Consider the following 15,726-nt stretch of genomic DNA (forward strand, 5'->3'; position numbering starts at 1 on the left):
GGGCCGTCCCGCATCGGCGTGATCCACGGGACACCCTGGCGCGCGGCCCGGTCAGGCCGGTGGGATGTTGCGGTTCACGCGGAACAGGTTGCCGGGGTCGTAGGCCGTCTTGACCCGGACGAGCCGGTCGAAGTTGGTGCCGTACGTCGCCCGGACACGCTGCTCGTCCTCGTCGGCGGTCTGGAAGTTGATGTAGTTGCCGCCGGTGGAGAAGGGCCGGAGCCGCTTCCACGCGTGGCGGATCCATTGCCGGAAGGTGTCCGCGTCTGGTTCGTTCTGCTCCCACATCCCATTGACCCCGATGACGTAGCGTGCGTCCCGGTTGCCCACGGCTCCGTCGTCCGCGGCGTGCTCGTTCAGAGCTCCGGCGAGGTGGAGCACACCCACCTCCGCCCCAGGGATCGGGCACTCGGCGAACAAGTCCAGGGCGGTCGAGAGGAGCTCGTCGCTCAGCTCCGCGACGTACTCGGTCTTCCAGTAGTAGTGGCTGCCCTTGGGCTCGCCCTCGTCGAGGTAGGACTGCAGGTGGGTGTAGGGCTGCTCGGAAAGCAGATCCACGATGGGATCGCCCAGTGCCCGGATCGGCGCGAGCACCTCACCCACGTCCTCCAGATCGCCGCTGTAACACACGGCCATGCCACAGATTCGCTTGCCGCGCCATTCCACGGGCACGAAGGGCGCAGGCGGGGCGCGGAGGAGGATGAGCCACACCGCCAGCTCCCTGGGGGCCTCGGCGGTGATCGTCCGGTACGCCGGGAGGATCTCGTCGGCCCGTTCGAAGGGCCAGGCGATGAGCCCGCCGTAGACGGTCGGGCCGACCTGGTGCAGGCGGAAGGTGAACCGGGTGACGGCGCCGAGGTTGGCACCGGCTCCGCGGAGCGCCCAGAAGAGGTCAGCGTTCTCGTTCCGGCCGGCGGTGCGGATCTCGCTGTCCGCACAGACGATCTCGACCTCATCGAGGTTGTCGACGGCCCAGCCGAAGCGACGGGTGAGGTAGCCCAAGCCGCCGCCGAGCGTCAGACCGGCGACGCCGACCTCGGAGATGAAGCCGAGCACGGTCGCCAGCCCGTACTGCTGTGTCGCCCGGTCGACGTCGGCCAGCCTGCATCCTGGCCCGACATGCGCGAGTCCGGCGTCGGGATCGACCGTGACCTCTCGCATGCGGGACAGATCGAGGACCAGGCCGTCCTCGGCGAGAGACGTCCCCGCGATGTTGTGTCCTCCGCCCTTGATGCTGAGCAGCAGCCCGTGTTCGCGCGCGAACTTGACGGCCGCGGCGACATCGTGGGCCGAGGTCGGCTGCACGACGAGCGCGGGGGTCCTTGCCATCATGCCGTTCCAGATCGCGACCGCGTCGTCCCAGCCCTCCTCGCCCGCGCGCAACAGCGGACCCTGCACGCGCGCGGCGAGGTCGTCGAGTTGCTCCAGGGAGAGGGTGACGCGTCCGCCCTCCAGCCCGGCGACGTCGATGGTTCTCGTGGTCACCAGCGGGCTCCTTTCCCGATAGCCGTCATGAAGGCCGCGGCCGCCCTCGACCGTCACGCTAGGGGAGGGGCCCGACACGACGCATCGGCAGGATCATGTACGCCGGCGCGTGGGTATTTCTGCGTATCAGACGAGGCCGTGCTCGTAGGCATACGCGGTGGCCGCCGACCGGGACGAGACCCCGACCTTGGTGAAGATGTTGCTCACGTGGCGAGCCACCGTCTTCTCGCTGAGGAACAGGTCCGCGGCGATCGCCCGGTTGGTCTTGCCCGCCGCCACGAGGCGGAGCACCTGCGCCTCGCGCACGGTCAGCGTGCTCACCGCCCTGGCGGCCGCCTTCCGGGACAACGCCTCCACGCGGGCCACGTCGGGCACGGCCCCGAGCTCCTGGAAGACCCAGCGCGCCGCGTCCAGCTCCATGGCCGCGCCGTCCTCGTCACCGAGCTGCCGGCAGGCCAACCCCATGAGCACCCGGGCACGAGCGCCCTCGTACGGCGCGTCGAGCTCGTGCCAGGCCGTCCACGCACGTCGCAACGCCTCCAGGGCGGCCTGCCCTTCGCCCTCGCCGACGAAGACGGCTCCCGTCGCATGCGCGGCGACGGCGTGCAGGAACGGCATGTCCACGTCGGCGGCGAGCGTCCGCAGCTCATCGGCTGCGACGCCGGCCGCCTCCACGTCACCCGCGGCAAGCATGATCTCGACGTGCGCGGCGAGCAGCTGGGAGCGGGTCACGCGGTCCCGCGCCTCGGCCACCAGGCGGCGGATCGCCCCCCGCGCGGCATCGACATCCCCCTGAACCAGTCGCAGCAGCGCCAGGCCGGGCTGCGGCTCTCGCCCCAGTTGGTTGGCCTGGCGGTACGCCTCCTCGGCCTTCACGAACTCGCCCCGCAGCCGGTGCAGCTCGGCCTGCAGATACCAGGCCGCACCGACGGCCGGCTGGCGAGTCGGCTGTGATAGCAGGTCGCACGCCCGCCGAGCCTCCTCCATGGCGTCCGGCCATGCGCCGTGCGCCTGCATGATCTCGGCGCGGTGCACCAGGCACTGCCCTCGGTAGAGGACCAGCTCCGGCTGGGAGGAGCACCAGTGGCTCAGCGCCGCCGTCCACTCCTGCGCCCGGCGCAGATCGAATGCCTCCTGGCATCCCTCGATCACCGTGCAGTAGACGTCCCCTGCGATGACCGCGGACACCCCACCGGCCGTGACGGCGACCATGACCTCATCGAGCAATGCCACACCAGGGACGGTTTCCCCCAGCCGGATCAGGGCCCGGCCCTGGCCGAGCCGGGCGAGGGTCACCAGATCCGGGTCGCGGAAGCGCTCGCCGATCTCCGCTGCCCTGCCGAAGGTGACGTGCGCGCTCGCCGGGTCGCCGCCGAAGATGCGCCGCAACGCGGCCCAATACAGCAGATACCCCTGCTCCACGCAGTCCCGCAGATCGTCGTCGAGCAGCCGCTGACCCCGGGCGACCCAGCCGCCGCCGCGGGCCAGGTCGCCCTTGTTCAGCAGTTGGAAGCCTAGCCAGAACGCACACCTCACGGCTTGCGCCGCATCGCCCAGGTGAAGCGACTCGTGATAGGCGCGTGCCCAGACGTCGGTGCTGTCGGCGTCCCTGCCGACCAGATAGGCGGCCGTGGCGAGCCGCTTGAGATCTTCCAGCTGGAGCGGCGACTCCCGGTCCGCCGCCGACAAGAGGGCGAAGGCGTCCGCCCACGCCTGGCGGTCGAACGACTCTCGCGCCCGATCGAGGATGCCAGCCGTCGTCATCGCGGTCCCCCCGGACACCCGGACCTTCCCTCGCTTCTGTGCGTCCGGGTCAACACCACCATCCCATGTCCGCCGGCTCGGCACGCTGGAGACCTCCAAGCCGGCCCCAGCAAACCGCTGCGGGTCCCTTGCCTGTGGCCGAGACCGCCACGGGCAAGGGACAGGTCGCGCGGGAACCGGTCTTCGGCCTCGCTCAGCGCTTCGGTTGTTCGGCGAGATGGTCGAGCTCGCCGGCCACGTCGGGGATGGTCATGGCGCCGGTCGGGGGATTGTCCGCCGTCTGGTGCAGACCCGGCCTTCCGGCCTCCACCGCGAAGGAGGCGCGCGTGGCGATGGGCGCGCCAGGTCGCGAAACGTAGGGCACGACCCGGTAGTCAACGGCGAGCTCCCGCGGGGTCGCCGTGACGCGCACGTACCCGCGCTGGACGTTGTGGAACTTCAGGTGCGGGTTGGCGGCGAGGAACGTCTGCCCGAGCCGGTCCTGGTCGGCGCCGTCCTTGCCGGAGGAGATCGAGGTCCCGGCGAACTCGACGCCCATGACAGGCGAGGCCGGATCGTCGAAGTCGGTCTTGAGCTCGGCCGCCAGGCTGCGGTGGATGTCACCGGACAGCACCACGGGATTGCGCACGTCGCGCTCCACCATCCCGGTCAGCAGCCGGTCGCGGGCAGCGGCGTACCCGTCCCACAGGTCCATGCCGAACGACTGCACGTCAGGGCTGGCGTCGTGGTCGAGCGGCGCCATGAGGAGCTGCTGGGCCAGCAGGTTCCACGTCGTGCGGGAGCGCGCCATGCCGTTCAGGAGCCACTCCTCCTGCCGGGCGCCGAGCATGGTGCGGTTCGGGTCCAGCCGCTCGGCGCAGCCGACGCGCTCTCCGTCGCCGCACGGCTGGTCGTCGCGGTACTGGCGGGTGTCGAGCACGTGGAAGGCGGCCAGCCTGCCGAACGACGCCCGCCGGTAGAGCCGCATGTCCGGCCCCCACGGCATGGAGGTACGGCGCAGCGGCAGATGCTCGTAGTAGGCCTGGAAGGCGGCGGCCCGCCGTTGCATGAACACCTGCGGATCCTGGTCGGGCTCGGTGTCGACCTGCGAGATGTCCCTGGCCCAGTTGTTCTCCACATCGTGATCGTCGACCGTGACCATCCAGGGGAACGCCGCGTGAGCGGCCTGCAGGTCGGGATCGGTCCGGTAGAGGGCATGCCGGTTGCGGTACTCGGTGAGGGTGAAGGTCTCCTTCAGGTACTGCTCGGGCAGGGCGATGCCACGCACTCCGCCGCTTGCTCCGACGCCGTACTCGTAGATGTAGTCGCCGAGGTGGAAGAGGACATCCAGGTCCTCCTGCGCCAGGTGCCGGTAGGCGGTGTAGAAGCCTTCGTACCAGTTCTGGCACGAGACGAAGGCGAACGCCAGACGGTCGACGTCCGCCCCCGGTGGAGGCGCGGTCTTGGTCCTGCCGACGGGGCTGATCTCGCCGCCCGCGCGGAACCGGTAGAAGTACTCCCTTCCCGGGCGCAGCCCCTCCAGCTCGACGTGCACGCTGTGCCCTCGCTCCGGCCTGGCCCGGCTGGTCCCTTCGCGGACGACTCGCCGGAACCCATCGTCGGCGGCGACCTGCCATTGCACGGGTACGGTGACCTCCGGCATGCCGCCGCGGCCGTCCACGGCGAGCGGGTCAGGAGCCAGCCTGGTCCATAACACGACTCCGTCAGGCGCCGGATCGCCTGACGCGACGCCCAGGGTGAAGGGGGTGCTCGCCGCCATTGCCGTACCGGAGCCTGCCCATCCTGGAATCGCGGCGGCCGAGCCCGCGACCAGCGTCGCTGTGAGAAATCCTCGTCGGCTGAACCCGTTCATGCGCCAGCTCCTGTCGATCATGGGGTGCCCACTCCACCATGACCACAGGAGTCAGAAGTGATCAAGATCTTGTAATGTCATGAATTCGTGCTAAATGATCACGACGCTGGCGGGCGCGACGAGCCTGGCGATACGACGGCCGGTCCCGGGATCTGGCACACGACAGCCGTCGAGCGGGCTGCCGTGAGGCTTCCTCGGCACGGACCCGCTGGTCGGGTCGGCGTCGTCTACGGCGAGAGAGGTCGTCGCACGAATCATCCGCCTGGTCAAAGAGGCAGAATCTTCACGTCGCCGACACCGGAGGAGACCACGATCTTGCGCGGCGCGCCGGCATCGTCGGTCACCTTCACCTCGGCGCTGCCCACACCGGTGTCGGTGGTCACGTTGTAGGGGCCCTGCGGGAGGTGCAGCGTGGCGTCCCCCGCGCCCGTCTCCAACTCGACGCTGTCCGGCGCACTGCCGAACTTCAGATCGAGCTCACCGGCGCCGGTCTCGGCGAAGAGCCGCTTGCCCATGAGGCCGCTGGCGCCGATGTCGCCCGCGCCCGTGGTGGCCTCGATCTCGCCGGTCAGCGAGCGCAGCGTGATGTCACCGGCGCCGGTGTCGACCTTGACCTTCACACCCTTGGGAACCTCGATGGTGTAGTCGATCCAGCAGTTGTCGAACGTTCTCTTGCAGTCGTAGGACAGCTCAAGGACGTCACCCTTCACCTCGTGCGAAGGCTCGGGCCTGGTGTCGCGCCAGTTCAGGTTCTCCGTGACCTTGATTCCGGCCCTGTCGCTCTCGTTGACCACGACATCGCCCGCTTCGCCCTTCACCCTCAACCCGACGACCTTGTCGGTGACCTCATAGGACTCGGTCTTCTTCTCCGTGGCCCCGCCGAACCCGACGACCCCGCAACCCGTCAACACGACCGCGCCGACCGCTAGTGCGCCCACAGCGCCCACACCTCTTGTCCTCATGCCCTCAATGCTTCCGTGAGCCACCGTGAGCGGCATCGGGGATCACCCTTACTCATCCCGGACGTACACGTGGATGCGTGGGTGGGGTCGCTTCCGGGGGACGAGGCTGACGACTGATCTCGAATGACGTCGACCGGGAGTCATTCCCGTCGACGTCGCGCGGCTCGAGGGAGGCCGAAGACGAAAAGGCTAACGTCATCACGGCAAGCCGCTCCCCGAGGAAAGTCACTCCTCAAGATGCCCGTTGTCTACATAGCAGATCCTCTCGAAAATCATGTATCTTGATTGACAAGATGAATTTAGTTTGATCGTCGAGAGGCTCGAATGTCAAGAGAAACTTGGGATGAGCTCAGCCGCGCGGTCGCCGAGGAGATGCAGGTGCTGCAGGCGGCCGTCGACGCCTACGACGAGGCAGCCGCGGCCGTGCTCGGCGTCAACCGCACCGACCTGCGATGTCTGGAACTGCTCAGCAAGCACGGCGAACTGACGCCGAGCCGTCTGGGGCCGGCGCTCGGCCTGGCCACCGGCAGCGTGACCGCGATGCTGGACCGCCTGCAGCGACTGGGTTATCTGACCCGTTCCCCTGACCCCACCGACCGCCGCAAGGCCCTGATCCGCCTGACCGACACCGCACGTGAGAAGACGTGGGAGCTGTATGGGCCGTTCGTGACCGAAGGCCCCGCCCTCATGCGGGAGTACAGCACCGCCGAGCTGGAACTCCTGGCGGGTTTCCTCCGCCGCTCGCGCCTGCTGTACCAAAGGCAACTCCAACGCGCCTGTCACATCGGTGACCAGCCATAGCGGTCACCGGCAGCTGACCAACGAGATCCTGGGTGCGCTTGCCTGCCCACGCCCTGCCGCCCCACGGCATCCGCAGCATGACGGAATCGCACAGGGGGAGGGGTCCGGCGGACCTGCGCGGGTATGGGCAGCCACCGCTCGATGAGGATCGAAGCCCGCCGTGGGCGCGCCGGCGCTACAAGGACGGACCGCGCAAGCTGCGCCGCGCCGAGCGGCGAGAGAATAAGATCCGCGAGCCGGTGGAGCGCTTCAAGCACACGGTGCAAGACCTGGTCGCCGGGCGCCCGAGCACCTGAGCGTCAAGCCCTGCTCGCCTGACACAGCCCGCTCCGTGACCCGCGAGCCAACGAAAGGATCCGCCACGGGATAATGGCGAGCCATGGAGATCATCTACAGTGGCCGGTTCGAACCCGCGGCGGACGGATCAGCTCACTACGCCGAGCACCTGCAGGTGCCCGCGCTCAGCTTCGGGACGTATTCCATCCCGGCCGGCGCGATAGACGGGCAGTCACCGCACAACGAAGATGAGATCTATGTTGTGACGAGCGGGCGTGGCTCCTTCACCGCAGGCGGCTGCACCATCGAGGTCGGTCCCGGCACCACGCTTTTCATCCCAGCCCGCGAGGAGCACCGGTTCCACGACATCACCGAGGACCTGGTGGTGTTGGTTTTCTTCGCCCCCGCATACACCGGAATCCCTCAGTCCTAGCAGTGCTTTGTTTGTCGCCTCGCCCCACCCGAGGCTGCGCCGCCTGGTGCAGGCACTGGACGGCGCCAAGACAGTCGCGGACGGCGACGGCTACCGGTTCCGCCTCCCCGACAGTGGACAGGAAGGCCGGCTGGCGGACTTCTCCTGACGCGCGTGTCGCCCGTGGTCTCCTCGTGGGCGAGCAGCAGTACTTCTTCGGCAATAGTGACATTCACGATTGGCAGCCAAATCCGCACGTCCCGCCGGGGTGGGCTGCCCTGCGGCAATCGGTCCGCCCGGCGATTCGCCGGACCGACCTTGCCCCATCGTCAAATGGCGTAGGCCTTGGTGACGGAGATCTTGGTGTCGCCGAGGAACAGCCAATCCGGTGGCGTGATGAAGCCGGGAAGTGCGGACATCTCACTGGGATTCGGGCTCACATCGGTGACCCGCAGCCGGATCTTGTCGCCGGGAACCTTTACGGCCAGCGACGCCTCGACTCCCGCCGGTCCCGGGGCGTGGAAGACGAGTCCCGCCGGATCGGCCGTTATGGGGCGGCCCTCGACCGCTTCTTCAGAGACCATCTGCGGTACGGCGAGTGGGCGAAGGCGTCGCGCGGGCTCACTCACTTGAACCGGGAAGAAATCGACGAGTTCTTCGAGGCGTACATGGAACTGCTGTCCAGATTCCGCCGCGCGCCGGACGACGCGTCGCCCGGCGCGCGGCCGGTGTTCCTGAGATTCTTCACGATGCCTGCCTCCGAGGACCCGCCGTCCTGACGCCCGGTCGAATGGGCCGCCGGCGCCGAACGCGAGCCGCGCGAAGTTCTCGCCGATGCCGCGCCCGCACCGCGAGCTGGCGGCACGCCGCCTCGCCTGTCAAAGCGCGCGGACGTTCTTCGACAACGCCAACGTCCGCCGCTTCACCACCAGCACCGTGAAATGCGTCCGGTCAAGGTCGGCCTGACGCTGCCCCTCCCCGCGGCGCGGACGTGACCGCCCGCGCCACGAGTCCCGCCGAGAACGGCCACCAGGACTCCCGGCCGAGCAATCACCCGGCCACGATCGCCGGGCGGGCCAGTTCGCGGTAGCGGCCGGAGTGGAAGACCAGTGGGTCCCCTCCTGCGCGCTGGTAGCGTTCCACCTCGCCGACGAAGATGTGATGGTCACCGCCGCCGAAGGTCGAGACCGTACGGCAGGCGAAACCCGCCAGGGCGCCGGTCAGCATCGGCAACGGGTGGTCGAGCAGCTCCACCCCGGCGAACTTGTCGGGCGCGGGCGTGGCGAAGCGCCGGGACAGCTCGCCCTGCCCCGCGGCCAGCACGTTGACCGCGAAGCGCCCCGCCCGCAGGAACAGCGGCGCGCTGGGGGCCCGGTCCGACAGGCACCAGAGCACCAGCGGAGGGTCGAGCGAGACCGAGGTGAAGGAGTTGACCGTCACCCCGGCCCGCTCGCCGTCAGCCACCGTGGTGACGACCGCCACCCCGGTGGCGAACTGCCCGAAGGCGTCACGCAGCGACCTCATGCCGCGACCCGGTCGAGATAGGCCTGGGCCAGGGCGCCGTCCATGAACCATTCGGCGTAGTCGGCCGGGTCGTCGAAGCCGTTGACGAAGCGGGAGGCGATGTCCGGGATCCGGCCGGCCGCGCCCAGGAGCGCCAGATGGTGCGGCTCGGCCGGTGCGAGCAGGGCGTTGGTCCAGCTGGTGACATGCCGGGCCTGCGCCCAGAACCGGTCGAAGGTCTGCTGCATCCACACGGCGTCGAACGGCCGGCCGCCGCGCTCCAGGATCGCCTGGAGGTAGACCGCCGCGCACTTGGCGGCGTTGTTGCTGCCTTGCCCGGTGATGGGGTCGTTGAGCACCACCACGTCGGCGACGCCCAGCACGGGCGCGCCCGAGGGCAGGACGGCGACGGGGTGACGCACCGTGGGGGCGAAGCGGCCGGTCAGCACGGCGTTGGCGTCGGTGAGCTCGATCCCTGTGCAGCGTTCGGCCTCCCAGGGGAGGAAGTCCGCCAGGAGCCGGCGGGCCTGGTCCAGGTGCGCGCCGGGGCCGTCCAAGCCGCCCCAGCAGTCCATCGGGCCGCCCGGCGTTCCCTCGAACACCATGATCTCGCAGGGGCCGGTGTGGGTCAGCGCGGGGAAGACGAAGTACTCGCCGAGGCCGGGCAGGAGGTTGAAGCAGACGGCCGAGTGTTCGGGGCGCGGCCGCAGCCCGTTGACGTAGAGGAGCGCGAGCGCACGCTGCGGGCTGCCGTAGGGCGAGCGGGCCGCGTCCCGCCGGAAGAGCGAGGCGATCTGTCCCTTGCCGGCGGAGACCAGGACCAGGTCGTGGCGGGCGGCGTAGCGCTCGAGGTCCTCGGCCGTCGCGTCATGGATGACGACCTTGCCGCCGAGCCGTTCGACCTCGGCCAGCCAGGCCGGCATCTTCATCCGCTGGTCGACCGAGAGCGCCGGGGTGTGCAGCCGGGCGGACCAGCCGATCGCCTTGCCGCCTTCGGGGCCGGGCACCGACAGCTCGATGCCCTCGATGGGCGGGCAGATATCGGCCCACCAGTCCAGGCCGAGGGCGCGCTCGTGCGCCTGGGCGGTGCCGAACATGGCCTGGCCGGACATCACCCGGCCATCCCTCAGGGACTCGGCCGTGCGGTTGGACACGACGGTGACGTCGTAGCCGTTCTGGAGGAGGCCGATGGCCAGGTGCAGTCCGGCCTGGCCGGCGCCGACGACGAGAATGCTGCGCATGGTGGATGTTCCCTCTGTCAGGTGGTGGTGTTCGATCGGCGCCTGACTCGAAGGTAGGGCAGGCCCGCCGGCCGAGCCATCCGCTGAGCGCGGATCTCATCCACCTGGCGCGAACCGCAGCGTCTCCGAAGGGCTCCGCCCGAATCGCCGGCGATACAGCGCGGCGAACCGCCCCTGGTGCAGGAAGCCCCAGCGGGCCGCCACCGTCGTGACCGTGACCCGGGCGGGGTCCCCGGCCGCGAGCTCCTCGTGCACGCGTGTCAGCCGTACCTGTCTGAGGTGGGCCATCGGTGTGAGCCCGAGATATGCGCGGAAACCCTCCTGGAGTGAGCGGCCGCTGACCGCCACGGCCCTGGCGACGTCGTCCGTGGTGAGCGGGAGATGGGCGTGCTCCTCGATGAACTCCATGGCCCGGCGCACCACCTTCGGCAGCGCGGGTGGGCGGGGGACGCTCAGCCGCTCCAGGTAGTTGGACGGCTGCATGGTGAGCAGCGAGGTGACCAGCGCGTTCTCCAGATGCGCGACGGCCAGCGGCTGGACGGCCAGCCCGTCGTCGTGCTCGGCCTCCCGGACGATCAGGTCGACCATGCTTCGCCAGGCCCTGGCCCAGCCCGCGGCCAGGTCCACACCGAGATCGAAGATGAGCGGCCGGTCGAGTGGCTCGCCCAGCATCTGCTCCAGCGAGCGCTCTATCGAGCTGCGCTCGAACTTGACCAGCAGCTGGGGGCAGCCCGCCGCCCAGCGCATGTCGAGGTGGCGCTCCGGTGAGGGCAGCGCGGCCGTGGACGGCGTGGAGACGATCTCCGTGCCGCCGCCCCTGATCAGGCTGCGGCCGGCGAGGGGGAGCATGAAGAGGAAGAACGTGCCCAGGTCGCCCGGCTCGATGCGGACGTCTGCCCCGTAGTCGAGGTAGCTGACGCGGACCGATCCGAACTGGACGGAGTTGAACTGGGCCGACAGCGGGACCTCGCTTCCTGCCAGGTCCAGCCGGTGCGGGCAGAACACCTTGGCCACCTCGTCGCGTACCTCGTCGAGGTCGGTGCTGGCGAATACCGGTCGGTTGCTGAGAAGCACAGCAGATGGTCCCCGGTCGGCGTGCCGGCGTTCCAGGTAAAAAGACGCACACCGAACGCCAGGCCTCGACGTTCTGACGGGACCGCTCAAGCTTGTTGGTCGGCGGGGTGGGGGCGGATCGTGAACGCTCGGCGACGGGGAGTTCCGCCCATCCCCGTCCCCGTGCTGAAGACTCCCAACGCCAACGCACGCGGTCCATGTGGTCGCCGCGAGCGTCCAGGACCGCGAGGGTGCCCGCCGTCTCGTGGCTCACCGCCCACCGCCGCCTCGCCCGGGACTACGAGACCAGCCAGGCCCGCTCAGAGACCATGATCCGCTGGGCAATGATCGGCATCATGGTTCGCCGACACACCCGGGGCCACCCGGCAACCCGGCCAGGCCCCCGGCTGCTCTCACGCGCCGTCGGCTGACGCAACCGCAGGTCCCCTCACGTGTCGTACGAGCCGTCCCATGGCGCGCCGAACCCGAGCCGGTTCGGGTAGAACTCGGCCCAGTCGTCCCGCTCCTCGCCGTCGGGATATTCCCCATGGCACTCGCGGACCAGGTCGAACAGTGTGCCGTCGATCTCCACGGCGAACGGGGCAATCGCGATGTCGGCGAACCGCCAGCCGGGCAGCGAATTCAGCCACTCGTCCAGGAGCTGCTGCGCGGCTGCCACCACCGGCGCCTTCGTGGGACCGTCGGCGACCGTTTCAGCATGCGCACCCACCGGCCCGGGGCCGACTTACCCGACGTGGATCAGCAACACGGTCTCCTCGACCCCTCAGCCAGACCTCTACTGGACCGGACCAGCCAGCGTTTCGATGGGCAGAGGCGGCCACTTCGGCTCCTTCCGGGTAAGGCTTGCCAGCTCTTGAGGTGGTTCGGCACCGTCCCGAACGGTCGTGACGTAGGCCTTTGCTTCCTGCAAGCTCAGTCGCGGGGCCTGCTTGCGCAGGTGGCTCATCGCGGCCACGACGCCGGCGGAGTGGACGAGCGCGCGAACAGCGGAGGCCAGTGGATCAGGCGGTCTTATGCCTTTGGTGTGCAGGAGGTAGTGCTCCTCCCAGCCCTCTTCCGACCACCAGGCGTCGGGGATGTAGTGGATGCTCCCGTCGTGCCGGTCCACCAGGCAATGGCCGCCGCCCATGAGGTTGTTGCGCACGCCTCCGGTGCGGGCGTACTCCACCGTGTTCCAGAAGGCGAGCCAGCCGACCGAGTGTTCCTCCACGTGGTAGACGGCCAGCTCGGGGGCCGGCCCCCTCCATGACCACGTCAGCCGCTCTGTGGCCAGGTAGGACTCGACGAGCTCGACGGCGCGTTCCTTGGAGATCACGATCGCATCATTCACCATAGGTCAACCGGCTCCGGCGCTGTAGCGGTGCCAGTGCTGGGCGGCCATCCGGGCGGCGCTCAGCTCGATCCTCTCCAGCCTGGCTCGGCGGTTGGCAGCGATGGCCAGCACGTAGCCGACTCGGCGTTCTTCCATAACTGTGCGAGTCGGGGGTCTTGACCGCTGGGTCGTCACCCTCAACTCGCGAAGTTCACTGGCGCACTAGGAGCTCTCGTCCCCGTGTGGATGTTCGGGTGAGACCAGCGGGTGGATGGGGAGGTGGACCCGCCACCGGCCCTCCTGGTCGGCGGCGGACTTGCTGTGCTGGAGCCAGCGGTCGATCACCGCGCCCAACTCGTCGCAAAGCTGGCCGAGCTCTTCCGCGGTCAGCCGCAGCGGGCCGCGCATGCCGGGCTGTGTTGCGTTCCACCACTCCTGCGGCAGGGTGTGCATGGTCTCCACCGCTTGCCGCATCCGTTCGGCGGTGGCTTCGGTCCACGCGAGCAGGGCGGCCCGCTGGGTGAGCTGCCCCACCGGGTCGTCGGCGAACTCCGAGGCCGCCATCGACAGGCCGCTGACGTGCGCGAAACGCCACCACCGCTCGCGCTTGTCGCGCGCCAGCTCCGGCACCTCGGCCACCAGTCCGTACTTGGCGAGCTGCTGCAGGTGGTAGCTGACCCCGCCCACCGCCTCGCCCACCCGCTCGGCCAGCATGCCCACGGTGGCGGGTCCGATCTCCGAGACCGCGAGGAGCAGCCGGACGCGCGTCGGGTGGGACAGCGCCTTGAGCGTGCCCACTTCCCCGGGTCCGAGGTGGTGTCGCCGAGTCTCCTCCACAGAGAGATCCTACCAGAGAGCTTGTATAAGACTTCTTGTACAAGTTACCTTGTCGAACCATGCGACCGTTGAGGAAGAACCTGCGATTCCAAATGTTCTGGGTGGGCTCGGCCGCCTCGGAGCTTGGCTCGACTCTCTCCTGGCTGGCCTTTCCCCTGGTCGTGCTGGCCATGACCGGCTCGCCCACCCAGGCGGGCCTGGTCGGCGCGGTCGCCATGGCCGCCGAGACCATCTTCGGCCTGCCCGCCGGGGCACTCGTGGACCGATGGGACCGCAGGCGCATCCTCCTGGGTGCCGACCTGGTCCGGGTCGCCACCATGGCGAGCCTGGGCCTCGCTCTGCTGGCCGGCTCGCTGACCATGCCCCACCTGCTGGCGGTCGCCGTAGTCAACGGCTTGGCAGGCTCCCTCTTCTGGCCCGCGCATGGCGCCTCGATCCGCGCGCTGGTGCCGAGCGAACAGCTGCCCACCGCCTACGCCCAGGAACAGGCCCGCCAGCGCGCCGCCGGTCTGGCCGGTCCGGCGCTGGGTGGCCTGCTGTTCTCCCTCGGCCGCGCGATCCCCTTCCTCGTGGACGCCGTGACCTATCTGGTGTCGTTCGTCTGCACCGTGTTCGCGCGGGTACCCAGACGTCCCGAGACGCCTGCCGTACGGCAGAGCATGCGTGAGGGCATCGGCGAGGCGTTCCGCTGGTTGTGGGGCCAGCACCTGCTCAGGGCGGCCGGCGGTCTGGCAATCGCGGTCAACCTGCTGGTCACTGCCATAAAGCTGCCGATCATCGTGATGGTCGGCACCCCGGTCGACGTGGGCCTGGTGATGGCGGCCCTGGGCGCGGGCGGCCTGGCGGGGTCGTTGATCTCGGCCCGGCTCATGCGAGTCCTGCCCATCGGACGGCTCCTCCTCGTGGGCACCTGGTCCGTGGCAGCCGCTCTGCCGCTTGTGGTGCTTCCCCTGGGCTCGTACTGGGCTCCCGCGGTCCTGTTCCTCGCCATGCTGGCCGCGCCCGCGCTGAACGTCGCGCTGGGGGTCGAGATCGCCCGCGCCACTCCCGATCACCTGCAAGGCCGCATTCACGGGGTGCTCATGCTCGCCTTCTCCGGCGCCACCCCGCTCGCCCCGCTGCTTGGCGGCCTGCTCACCCAGTACGCGGGAGCTGTACCGGCCATCCTTGGGTTGTCGGCGTGCCTGGCACTGTGTTGTGTTGCGGCCACGTTCTCGCCCGCGTTGCGCGCGGCCGCTCCCCGCGTGTCTCAGGCATGATCCGCAGACGGGCCCCGCGTTCCACCAAGCGAATCGACGTGACCCGCCTCCCTGAAGACGTCGTGGCGCTCATCGACGCCCTCGGGCCCGGTGAGAACGTGGTCATCACGCGTGACGGCGCGTCGATAGCGACAATCTCCAGCACCGTCGACGTGGTCCAAGGCGCCGTCGTCGATCGCGGCGCGTCGGATGAGGCCACCGATCAAGCACCGAGGGCCCACGAGAGCGTGACAGTCGTGGTCACCGCGATGGCACTGTCGAAGAAGGCTCGGGTTGCGCTATCGACACAGCTCGGGGCGGACTACGTAGTGCTCGACCTGCGCGCAGCCCCCAGAACAGCCGATGTGCTGCTGGTACCTCCAGGCAGCCCGCAACTGATCGGAGGGCTTCGATCGATGTTCCCGAAAGCTCGCGTCATCGTCACCGAAATCGAGGACCACGAGCTCGGAGTTCAGTACCACGGCCCGGTCCGACGCCTGCTCGACGCCGGCGCTGATGCGTATCTACCTCCGGCGACCCTCCCACTCCTGGCCAGGCAGCTTGACTACACACTGAATCAAGGGCGCGAGATCGCCGGCAGGGCCGCGACACCACTGCAGATCGCACCGATCGTGGAGCTGACAGATCTAGACGACGAATGACCCCACGCCTCTTCACTGGACCGTTGGATGGGGCGGGCTGGCGGGCGCTGAGCGAGAAGGAACGCATCCTTCATCACCTGCAACGCGCCGCAGCCCACGCGAATCTGCCGCTGCTGGAGACGCCGATGAACGGTCTAGCATCGCCACCACCAGGGAAGATGGGGCAGATCGAGCCACCGAAACAGTCTCCCGCCGTCTCCTGAATGCGCGCTGGCAGCGCGCGGGGCTCGCCAACTCAAGCGCACATCCGCCGATTGAAGCGCTCCGTCACAGGGGGGGCAGACTGGAAGCTCGATCTTGCCGGTTA

General features: G+C 69.2%; 18 protein-coding genes and 1 pseudogene. 7 read left to right on the forward strand and 12 right to left on the reverse strand.

The window, feature by feature from the left end; all coding sequences use genetic code 11:
• Positions 1-51: 51 nt before the first annotated feature.
• The 4 genes from AB0B45_RS11010 to AB0B45_RS11025 all read right to left on the reverse strand — a co-directional run bounded on the left by AB0B45_RS11010 (position 52) and on the right by AB0B45_RS11025 (position 6,039).
• On the reverse strand, positions 52-1,485 hold the full coding sequence (locus tag AB0B45_RS11010; protein ID WP_358128327.1) for an FAD-binding oxidoreductase: 1,434 nt from the start codon (positions 1,483-1,485) through the stop codon (positions 52-54).
• Between the two features lie 126 nt (positions 1,486-1,611).
• Positions 1,612-3,249, reverse strand: coding sequence for a LuxR C-terminal-related transcriptional regulator (locus AB0B45_RS11015; RefSeq protein WP_358128328.1), 1,638 nt, complete (start codon positions 3,247-3,249; stop codon positions 1,612-1,614).
• A gap of 193 nt (positions 3,250-3,442) precedes the next feature.
• Entirely contained in the window at positions 3,443-5,122 is a 1,680-nt protein-coding gene (locus AB0B45_RS11020) for an alkaline phosphatase D family protein (RefSeq protein ID WP_358128329.1), read from the reverse strand.
• A gap of 245 nt (positions 5,123-5,367) precedes the next feature.
• Positions 5,368-6,039: a DUF4097 family beta strand repeat-containing protein gene (locus AB0B45_RS11025; protein ID WP_358128331.1), complete on the reverse strand. Its 672-nt coding sequence runs from the start codon at positions 6,037-6,039 to the stop codon at positions 5,368-5,370.
• Positions 6,040-6,435: 396 nt separating this feature from the next.
• Between AB0B45_RS11025 and AB0B45_RS11030 the strand changes: the two genes are divergently transcribed.
• From AB0B45_RS11030 to AB0B45_RS11040, 3 genes are all read left to right on the forward strand, one after another.
• Positions 6,436-6,864: a MarR family transcriptional regulator gene (locus tag AB0B45_RS11030; RefSeq protein ID WP_358128333.1), complete on the forward strand. Its 429-nt coding sequence runs from the start codon at positions 6,436-6,438 to the stop codon at positions 6,862-6,864.
• Positions 6,865-7,243: 379 nt separating this feature from the next.
• The gene (locus AB0B45_RS11035; RefSeq protein WP_358128335.1) at positions 7,244-7,573 is read left to right on the forward strand and encodes a cupin domain-containing protein; all 330 of its coding nucleotides are present in this window, start codon (positions 7,244-7,246) and stop codon (positions 7,571-7,573) included.
• Between the two features lie 7 nt (positions 7,574-7,580).
• The gene (locus tag AB0B45_RS11040; RefSeq protein WP_358128337.1) at positions 7,581-7,721 is read left to right on the forward strand and encodes a hypothetical protein; all 141 of its coding nucleotides are present in this window, start codon (positions 7,581-7,583) and stop codon (positions 7,719-7,721) included.
• Positions 7,722-7,881: 160 nt separating this feature from the next.
• Here AB0B45_RS11040 and AB0B45_RS11045 read toward each other — a convergent pair whose 3' ends face one another.
• Positions 7,882-8,136, reverse strand: coding sequence for a hypothetical protein (locus AB0B45_RS11045; protein WP_358128339.1), 255 nt, complete (start codon positions 8,134-8,136; stop codon positions 7,882-7,884).
• Between the two features lie 45 nt (positions 8,137-8,181).
• Between AB0B45_RS11045 and AB0B45_RS11050 the strand changes: the two genes are divergently transcribed.
• The gene (locus tag AB0B45_RS11050; RefSeq protein WP_358128341.1) at positions 8,182-8,331 is read left to right on the forward strand and encodes a hypothetical protein; all 150 of its coding nucleotides are present in this window, start codon (positions 8,182-8,184) and stop codon (positions 8,329-8,331) included.
• Positions 8,332-8,602: 271 nt separating this feature from the next.
• On the opposite strand, the gene AB0B45_RS11055 is transcribed toward AB0B45_RS11050, so the two are convergent.
• The 3 genes from AB0B45_RS11055 to AB0B45_RS11065 form a co-directional block, all read right to left on the reverse strand.
• Complete coding sequence (locus AB0B45_RS11055) at positions 8,603-9,076, reverse strand: flavin reductase family protein (RefSeq protein ID WP_358128344.1); 474 nt, start codon at positions 9,074-9,076, stop codon at positions 8,603-8,605.
• On the reverse strand, positions 9,073-10,296 hold the full coding sequence (locus AB0B45_RS11060; protein WP_358128346.1) for a styrene monooxygenase/indole monooxygenase family protein: 1,224 nt from the start codon (positions 10,294-10,296) through the stop codon (positions 9,073-9,075). The genes AB0B45_RS11055 and AB0B45_RS11060 overlap by 4 nt, the downstream gene beginning before the upstream one ends.
• Positions 10,297-10,392: 96 nt before the next feature.
• Complete coding sequence (locus tag AB0B45_RS11065) at positions 10,393-11,370, reverse strand: AraC family transcriptional regulator (protein ID WP_358128348.1); 978 nt, start codon at positions 11,368-11,370, stop codon at positions 10,393-10,395.
• Between the two features lie 242 nt (positions 11,371-11,612).
• On the opposite strand from AB0B45_RS11065, the pseudogene AB0B45_RS11070 reads away from it, so the two are divergent.
• Positions 11,613-11,717 (forward strand): annotated as a pseudogene (locus tag AB0B45_RS11070) (IS5/IS1182 family transposase); the annotation flags it as partial.
• Between the two features lie 80 nt (positions 11,718-11,797).
• On the opposite strand, the gene AB0B45_RS11075 reads toward AB0B45_RS11070, so the two are convergent.
• The 4 genes from AB0B45_RS11075 to AB0B45_RS11090 form a co-directional block, all read right to left on the reverse strand.
• The gene (locus AB0B45_RS11075) at positions 11,798-12,028 is read right to left on the reverse strand and encodes a hypothetical protein (RefSeq protein ID WP_358128350.1); all 231 of its coding nucleotides are present in this window, start codon (positions 12,026-12,028) and stop codon (positions 11,798-11,800) included.
• A gap of 117 nt (positions 12,029-12,145) precedes the next feature.
• On the reverse strand, positions 12,146-12,685 hold the full coding sequence (locus AB0B45_RS11080; protein ID WP_358128352.1) for a YrhB domain-containing protein: 540 nt from the start codon (positions 12,683-12,685) through the stop codon (positions 12,146-12,148).
• A 21-nt stretch (positions 12,686-12,706) separates the two neighbouring features.
• Positions 12,707-12,838, reverse strand: coding sequence for a hypothetical protein (locus AB0B45_RS11085; protein ID WP_358128354.1), 132 nt, complete (start codon positions 12,836-12,838; stop codon positions 12,707-12,709).
• 66 nt (positions 12,839-12,904) lie between these two features.
• Positions 12,905-13,519 (reverse strand): helix-turn-helix domain-containing protein, encoded by a 615-nt coding sequence (locus AB0B45_RS11090; RefSeq protein ID WP_358128356.1) that lies wholly within the window; start codon positions 13,517-13,519, stop codon positions 12,905-12,907.
• A gap of 59 nt (positions 13,520-13,578) precedes the next feature.
• Between AB0B45_RS11090 and AB0B45_RS11095 the strand changes: the two genes are divergently transcribed.
• Together AB0B45_RS11095 and AB0B45_RS11100 are read left to right on the forward strand one after the other, a co-directional pair.
• On the forward strand, positions 13,579-14,778 hold the full coding sequence (locus tag AB0B45_RS11095; RefSeq protein ID WP_358128358.1) for an MFS transporter: 1,200 nt from the start codon (positions 13,579-13,581) through the stop codon (positions 14,776-14,778).
• A gap of 62 nt (positions 14,779-14,840) precedes the next feature.
• On the forward strand, positions 14,841-15,419 hold the full coding sequence (locus AB0B45_RS11100; RefSeq protein WP_358128360.1) for a hypothetical protein: 579 nt from the start codon (positions 14,841-14,843) through the stop codon (positions 15,417-15,419).
• Positions 15,420-15,726 lie beyond the last annotated feature (307 nt).

The organism is Nonomuraea sp. NPDC049152 (genome assembly GCF_040648355.1).
Taxonomy (GTDB): domain Bacteria; phylum Actinomycetota; class Actinomycetes; order Streptosporangiales; family Streptosporangiaceae; genus Nonomuraea.